Origin of the sequence: Hydrogenophaga sp. 70-12 (genome assembly GCF_001897365.1) — a bacterium.
Classification (GTDB): Bacteria; Pseudomonadota; Gammaproteobacteria; order Burkholderiales; family Burkholderiaceae_C; genus Hydrogenophaga; species Hydrogenophaga borbori.
In genome coordinates this window covers 1-7,216 of record NZ_MKSS01000348.1, presented here as the reverse complement: position 1 = coordinate 7,216, position 7,216 = coordinate 1, and the positions used below count along the sequence as shown (strand labels likewise).

Annotated in this window: 8 protein-coding genes; 6 read left to right on the top strand and 2 right to left on the bottom strand. The window is 69.1% G+C overall.

All coding sequences use genetic code 11. The features are described from left to right. On the top strand, nucleotides 1-207 hold a 207-nt coding region (locus tag BGO22_RS18140), incomplete at its 5' end, for a winged helix-turn-helix transcriptional regulator (RefSeq protein WP_286852075.1). Nucleotides 208-325: 118 nt separating this feature from the next. Here BGO22_RS18140 and BGO22_RS18135 read toward each other — a convergent pair. Continuing rightward, nucleotides 326-1,153, bottom strand: coding sequence for an IclR family transcriptional regulator domain-containing protein (locus BGO22_RS18135; RefSeq protein ID WP_083292876.1), 828 nt, complete (start codon nucleotides 1,151-1,153; stop codon nucleotides 326-328). 109 nt (nucleotides 1,154-1,262) lie between these two features. Between BGO22_RS18135 and BGO22_RS18130 the strand changes: the two genes are divergently transcribed. The 5 genes from BGO22_RS18130 to BGO22_RS18110 are packed head-to-tail and all read left to right on the top strand — an operon-like array spanning nucleotide 1,263 to nucleotide 5,958. Next, on the top strand, nucleotides 1,263-2,255 hold the full coding sequence (locus tag BGO22_RS18130; protein WP_070397702.1) for a Bug family tripartite tricarboxylate transporter substrate binding protein: 993 nt from the start codon (nucleotides 1,263-1,265) through the stop codon (nucleotides 2,253-2,255). A gap of 8 nt (nucleotides 2,256-2,263) precedes the next feature. Beyond that, the gene (locus BGO22_RS18125; protein ID WP_083292878.1) at nucleotides 2,264-3,499 is read left to right on the top strand and encodes an aromatic ring-hydroxylating dioxygenase subunit alpha; all 1,236 of its coding nucleotides are present in this window, start codon (nucleotides 2,264-2,266) and stop codon (nucleotides 3,497-3,499) included. Beyond that, nucleotides 3,496-3,960 carry an aromatic-ring-hydroxylating dioxygenase subunit beta gene (locus BGO22_RS18120; RefSeq protein WP_070397704.1) on the top strand — a complete coding sequence of 155 codons (465 nt, stop codon included), beginning with the start codon at nucleotides 3,496-3,498 and terminating at the stop codon, nucleotides 3,958-3,960. The genes BGO22_RS18125 and BGO22_RS18120 overlap by 4 nt, the downstream gene beginning before the upstream one ends. A 17-nt stretch (nucleotides 3,961-3,977) precedes the next feature. Further along, entirely contained in the window at nucleotides 3,978-4,934 is a 957-nt protein-coding gene (locus BGO22_RS18115) for a PdxA family dehydrogenase (protein ID WP_070397705.1), read from the top strand. Between the two features lie 19 nt (nucleotides 4,935-4,953). Beyond that, nucleotides 4,954-5,958, top strand: coding sequence for a 2Fe-2S iron-sulfur cluster-binding protein (locus tag BGO22_RS18110; RefSeq protein WP_070397706.1), 1,005 nt, complete (start codon nucleotides 4,954-4,956; stop codon nucleotides 5,956-5,958). 20 nt (nucleotides 5,959-5,978) lie between these two features. On the opposite strand, the gene BGO22_RS18105 is transcribed toward BGO22_RS18110, so the two are convergent. Further along, the coding region (locus BGO22_RS18105) for a TRAP transporter large permease (RefSeq protein ID WP_286852068.1) at nucleotides 5,979-7,216 on the bottom strand (1,238 nt) is incomplete at its 5' end.

The window sequence follows — 7,216 nt, the reverse complement described above, 5'->3', positions numbered from 1 at the left end:
GGAGACCCGTTGACATTCAGGGCGCTACAGGACGCATGCGAGACCAACTCGCGCTTGCTGAACACGCGGCTCGCCGAGTTGAAGGAGGCGGGGCTCGTGGAGCACGTCGCTGGGGGTTATCAACTGACTGCAGAAGGCCGGAAGCTGGGAGTGGCCCTTGAGCCGTTGACCTCATGGGCGACGGGCTGGGCGCGAAGACAGACGTAGCTGCCGCACCTGGCCTCGACCTGGGCTGCAGTCAAGCTGCACAGTTCCTGTTCGCGGGCCCCTGTGAAGAGGCCCAGGCTGATGAGGTCGGGGACGCAGCTGTGCGTAGGCCGCCGCTTCACAACAGCGCCGGAAATTTCTGCTTCGCGCGCTCCAGCTCGGGCAACAGCTTGTCCATGATGGCCGGGATGTCCATTCGGCTGGTTGCCACCGACAGGCTCATTGCCGCGATGGTGCGGCCATGGCGGTCGAGTATGGGCACCGCGATCGAGCGCAGGCCGATCTCCAGTTCCTGGTCGCACAGCGCGTAACCCTGGCGCTGCGCCAGCTCCACTTGTTGCATCACCTTCGGCAGGCTGGTGATGGTTTTGACCGTGAGCGCCGGGCGGCCCATGCGGCTGAGCATGAAGCGCACCGCGTCGCGCGGCTGCCCGGCCAGCAGCACGCGCCCGGTGGCACTGGCGTAGGCCGGCAGGCGCGCGCCCACGCCCAGCCCCACCGATAGGCTGCGCCGGTGCGTGGCGCGGGCCACGAACACGGAGTCTTGCGAATCCAGTACCGCGATCGAAGCCGATTCCTTCGTGCGCTCGGCGGTGGTTTCCAGGATGGGCTGGGCCAATCGCGTGAGCGCATCCGACACCACGAAGGCAGAGCCCAGGCGCAACGCGCGCGCGGCGAGCTGGAACTGACGGCCGTCCTGCGTGGCGTAGCCCAGGTGGCACAGGGTGTGCAACGAACGGCGCACCGACGCCTTGGTGTGCCCCGTGACGTCGGCCAACTCGGTGAGCGTGGCCCCGCTGCGCAATTGGCCGAAGGCTTCGATGATGGCCAGCCCCTTTTCCAGCGCCATGACGTAGTCGCGCTCGCCGCGCTCGGCGCGTTCGTCCGCGCCATGGCTTGCGTCGTCGGCATGGGTGCCAGGAGAGGCTTTGGTTGAAGTTCGCATGGCGCACATTTTGTTCGAATTCGTTGATGTGCATCAAGTGCGCGCCTAGACTGCGCCGCCGTGTCGGTGTTTGGCCGCCACGTTCTGCCCACCCCAGTAGAGGAATGACATGAGCTCCCCACGAATCACGCGACGCGCGCTGGCCGCGGCGTCGATCGCCGCCGGCCTCAGCGCCGTGCTGCCCTTTAACGCGCAGGCCCAAACGGCCGTGGCACCCAAGGTGCTGCGCCTGGTGGTGCCGTTTCCGGCCGGCGGCACGGCCGACGTGCTGCCGCGCGTGCTGGCCGAGAAGATGCGCGACGCCTATCCCGCCGGCATCGTGGTGGAGAACCGCACCGGCGCGGGCGGCAACATCGGTGGCGAGTTCGTCGCCCGGGCCGAGCCCGATGGCAGCACCCTGCTCGTATCGCCGCCGGGCCCGATCGCGATCAACCACCACCTCTACAAGTCCATGCCGTTCGACCCCACCAAGTGGGTGCCCGTGACCGTCGTGGCCACGGTGCCCAACGTGCTGGGCGTGTCGAACCGCCTGCCGGTGGCCAACCTGGCCGAGTTCATCGCCTACCTCAAGGCCAACCCCGACAAGGTGACCTATGCGTCGCAAGGCAACGGTTCCACCTCCCACCTGACCGCCAACCTATTCATGCAGCTCACGGGCACGCGCATGGTTCACATCCCCTACCGCGGCACCGCGCCCGCGCTCACGGACCTGGTCGGTGGCCAGGTCGACGTCTTCTTCGACAACATCGCGTCGTCGGCCCAGTACCACCAGGGCAAGCGCATCAAGGTGCTGGCCGTGGCCGACAGTCGCCGTTCCAAGGCCTTGCCCGACGTGCCGAGCTTCGCCGAGCTCAAGCTGCCCGACATGCAGGCCGTGACCTTCTTTGGCGTGGTGGCGCCCGCCGGTACGCCCAACGCCGTGGCCCAGCAGATCCAGAAGCATTTCGCCGAGGCCATGGCCTTGCCCGACGTGCGCGAAAAGTTCGCCGCCCAGGGCGCCGAACCCGGTGGACAGACGCCCCAGCAGACGGCCGCCTTCATCAAGGCGGAGTCGGACAAGTGGGCGCGCGTGATCAAGACCGCCAACGTGACCCTCGAGTGATGCCGGCCATGCCAGACGTGCAAACCATCCGGTGGACCGATCGGCTCAGCCGCGTGCCCTACGCGGTCTATGCGGACGAGGGGATCCACGAGCAAGAGCAGGCGCGCGTGTTCAGAGGCGCCACCTGGAACTACCTGTGTCTGGACGCTGAGCTGCCCGAGCCCGGCAGCTACCGCACCACGCACGTGGGCGAGACGCCCGTGGTGGTGGTGCGCGACGCCGACGGCGAGATCTACGCCTTCGAGAACCGCTGCGCGCACCGCGGCGCGTTGATCGCGCTGGAGAAGTCGGGCAAGGCCGAGAGCTTTCAATGCGTGTACCACGCCTGGAGCTACAACCGCCAGGGCGACCTCACCGGCGTGGCCTTCGAGAAGGGGGTGAAGGGGCAGGGTGGCATGCCGCCGGACTTCTGCAAGGAAAACCACGGGCCGCGCAAGCTGCGCGTGGCCGTGTTCTGCGGCCTGGTGTTCGGCAGCTTCAGCGAGGAGGTGCCGCCGATCGAGGAGTACCTGGGAGAGGACATCTGCGCGCGCATCGAGCGCGTTCTGCACAAGCCGGTGAAGGTGATCGGCCGGTTCACGCAGGCCTTGCCCAACGACTGGAAGCTCTACGTGGAGAACGTGCGCGACAGCTACCACGCGAGCCTGTTGCACCTGTTCTTCACCACCTTCGAGATCAACCGCCTCTCGCAAAAAGGTGGGGTGATCGTGGACGAATCGGGTGGCAACCACGTGAGCTATTCGATGATCGATCCCTCGGCCAAGGACGCGTCGTACAAGGAGCAGGGCTTGCGTTCCGACCACGACCGCTACCGGTTGAAGGACCCGAGTCTGCTCGAGGGCTTCGAGGAATGGCCCGATGGCGTCACGCTGCAGATCCTGTCGGTGTTCCCCGGTTTCGTGCTGCAGCAGATACAGAACTGCCTGGCCGTGCGCCAGGTGGTGACCAAAGGCAAGGACCGCGCCGAATTGCACTGGGTCTATCTGGGCTTCGAGGACGACACGCCCGAGCGGCTGCGCGTGCGGCTCAAGCAGTGCAACCTGGTGGGTCCGGCGGGCTTCATCTCCATGGAAGACGGCGCCGTGGGCGGCTTCGTGCAGCGCGGCATCGCGGGGGCGCGAGACCAGCAGGCCGTGGTGGCCATGGGCGGCGAGGTGGTGGCCTCGGGCGAAGGCCGGGCCACGGAGACCTCGGTGCGCGGCTTCTGGAAGGCCTACCGCCAGCACATGGGGGTGGCGGCATGATCGACCTGCTGAGCCTGATGGCCTTTCACGCGGCCTACGCCGACACCATCGACAGCGACCGCCTGGAGCAGTGGCCCGACTTCTTCGCGCCCGATGCGCTCTACCGCATCACCCATGTGGAGAACGAACAGCAGGGCCTGCCGGCTGGCATCGTCTGGGCCGACTCGCGCGCCATGCTCGAAGACCGGGTGGCCGCGCTGCGCGAGGCCAACATCTACGAGCGCCAGCGCTACCGCCACCTGTTGGGCGTGCCGGTGCTGGAGTCGGCCGACGCGCAATCGGCGCGCGCCCGAACGCCTTTCATGGTGGCGCGCATCATGGCGCACGGTGAAACGCAGCCCTTCGCAACCGGCGTCTACCGCGACCGCTTCGTTCGGGTGGACGGGAGGCTGCTGCTGGCCGAGCGCGTGGCGGTGTGCGACAGCACCGTCACCGACACGCTCATGGCCTTGCCGCTGTGAGCGGCGCGGCGTCCGCGATGAACAGCTCGCGCGTGGCCCTGAGCCTGGGCGACCCGAACGGCGTCGGCCCGGAGATCGCGCTCAAGGCCTTGGCCGAGCTGGCGCCCGAAGCGCGCGAGCGCCTCGTGCTCTATGGGCCGGGCGAGGTGCTGCGCGCCACGGCGCAAAGCCTGGGACTGCAAGACCTGCTGGTCGGCCTGCAGCATGTGCACGTGGGCGGTCTGCCGAGGGGCTCGCACCAGCCCGGTCGCATCGATGCCGGCGCCGGCCGCAGCGCGGTGGCCAGCGCCAGCGCCGCCATTGAGGCCTGCCGCGCGGGGGCGGTGCAAGCCGTGGTGGCCGGCCCGCACCACGAGACCGCCATCGCGCAGGCCGGTATCGTGTTCAGCGGCTACCCCAGCCTGGTGGCCTCGGTGTGCGGACTCGGTGAAGACGAGGTGTTCCTGTTGCTCATTGGCGGCGGCCTGCGCATCGTGCACGCCACGCTGCACGAAAGCGTGGAGCGCGCGCTGTCGCGGCTGAGTCCCGATCTGGTGGCGGCGGCCGCGCGCGCCGGCGTGCGCGCCTGCCAGCGGCTGGGCCTGTCCCGGCCGCGCGTGGCGCTGTTCGGCATCAATCCGCACGCGTCCGAAGGGGGGCTGTTCGGGCCGCACGACGCGCACTGCACCGTGCCCGCGGCGCGCGCGCTGCGCGAGCAGGGCCTGGACGTGGGCGAACCACAAGGCGCCGACGTGCTGCTGGCGGACCACGCGCACCGGCCGCACGACCTCTACGTGGCCATGTTCCACGACCAGGGCCACATCCCCATCAAGCTGCTGGCCCCGCAAGGCGCCTGCGCCCTGTCCATCGGCGCCGAGGTGCTGCTGGCCAGCACCGGCCATGGCAGCGCCATGGACATCGCCGGCACCGGCCGGGCGCGGCCCGATGCCTTGCTGCGCAGCCTGCGCCTGATGCTGGACCCGGTGCGCGCCTGATCCTCTTCTTTCATTTGCCATGAGCCACCAGATCCGCATCGTGGGCTCCGACCTGTGTTTCGGATGCGAGCCCGAAGAAACCATCCTCGACGCCGCGCTGAAGGCCGGCATCGAGGTGCCTTACTCCTGCCGCAAGGGCGTGTGCGGCAACTGCGCCGCGCGCGTCGAGGGCGGTGACTTCGAGCGCGGCCCCGTGTCCGCCGAAGCGACGCCGCCTGGCCAGGAGCTGCTCTGCCAATGCCGCCCGCGCGCCGACCTGGCGATCGCGCCATCGAGCTGGCGCCGCCTGGAGCCCGGCGCGCGCAAGCGCCTGCAGCTCAAGGTCTACCGCAACACCCTGGCCGCGCCCGATGTCAGCCTGTTGCAACTGCGCCTGCCAGCGGGCCAGCGCGCGAAGTTCCGCGCGGGGCAGTACCTGCAGGTTCACCTGCCCGACGGCGAACGGCGCAGCTACTCGATGGCCAACCCGCCGCACGAAAGCGACGGCGTGCAACTGCACGTGCGGCACGTCGCGGGTGGGCGCTTCAGCGCCCTGGTGGCGGACCTGCAGCCCGGTGACCTGCTCGAAGTGGAGCTGCCCTTCGGCCAGGTGGACCTCGACCCCGAGGCCGGCAGTCCCTTGCTGTGCGTCTGCGGCGGCACCGGTTTCGCGCCGGTGAAATCGCTGCTCGACGACCTCGCGAAGCGCAGGTCGGCGCGTCCCGTTTCCCTGATTTGGGGCGCGCGCGACCGCGCCGGCCTCTACCTGCTGGAACACGCCGCCAAATGGGCCAGGGCCTTGCCGAACTGGCGCTTCGTGGCGGCGCTGGAAGACGGTGCCGAGGCGAAGGCCTTGGGCGCTTTCCATGGCCGGGTGGACGCCGCCGTGCGCGCCCTGGCCGATGAACTGCCGCGCGGCGGCGAGGTCTACTGCTGCGGCGCGCCACCCATGGTGTCCGCCGTGCGCGCGGCCTGCGCCGATGCGATGCAACTGCCGGCCGAGCGCTTCCACGCCGACATCTTCGTGCCCGGCCCGGCGGGCTGAGCCCGCCGCGCGCGGGCGCCTCAGGTCAGTGCCAGCGACAGCACCGGAAACACCGCCACCAGCAGCAGCACGAACAGCATGGCGGCCACGTAGGGCAGGGTGCCGCCGAAGATGGCCTCCACCGACACGCGCGGATCGTTCAAGGTGGACTTCACCGTGAACACCGAAATGCCGAAGGGCGGCGTGAGCAGACCGATCTCCACCGCGAGCACGGTCAGCACGCCGAACTGGATGAGGTTGAAGCCGAGGTCGCTGGCGATGGGCACGGCCACGGGCGTCATGATCAGCAGGATGGAACTGGAGTCCAGGATCATGCCGAGGAAGAGCACGATCAGCACGTAGATCAGGAGAAAGCCATAGGGCCCCAGGCCGGCGTCCTGCACCAGCTCGCTGATGGCCACCGGCACGCCCGCCACCGACAGCATGCGGCTGTAGAAACTCGCGGCGATCAGCAGGATCAGGATGGTGACCGAGACGCTGCCCGTTTCGTGCAGCACGCGCCAGAAGCGGCCCTGGCCCAGGCTGCGCCGCGCCAGCGCCACCACCAGCGCGCCGAAGGCGCCGATGCCGCCGGCCTCGGTGGGGGTGAAGAAGCCGCTGTAGAGCCCGCCCAGCACCAGCGCCACCAGGGCGACGATGGGCACCAGCTTGCCGGCCATCTGCGCGCCACTCAGCAGCGGGCCGCTGGCGCGCTGCTGGGCCATGTCGCGCTGGCGCTTGAGGTCGAAGACCATGCCGGGCGCGAAGGTGGCCATCAGCACGATCATCGCCACGAACACCGCGGCGAGCATGAAGCCCGGGATGATGCCGGCGATGAACAGTGTGCCGATGGACTGCTCGGCGAGCACGCCGTAGATGATCATCAGCAGGCTGGGCGGGATCATCATGCCCAGCACCGAACTGCCGGCCACCGTGCCCGCCGCGAAGGCCGTGCGGTAGCCGTGGCGGGCCATCTCGGGCACGGCCACGCGGGTGAAGACGGCGGCCGAGGCGATGGACACGCCCGTGACCGCGGCGAACACGGTGTTGGCCGCCACCGTGGCCACGCCCAGTCCGCCGCGCACGCGGCGCAGCAGGGCCTCGGCCACCTCGAAGGTGTCCTTGCCCACGTTCGATATGGACACCAACAGGCCCATCAGCACGAACAGCGGGATGGTGGCGAAGATGTAGTCGGCCACGCCGTTGTAGGCGGAGAGGTAGAGCAGGCGCATGGCCATCTCCACGTCCTCTCGCATGAGCCAGATGCCTGCGAAGCCGA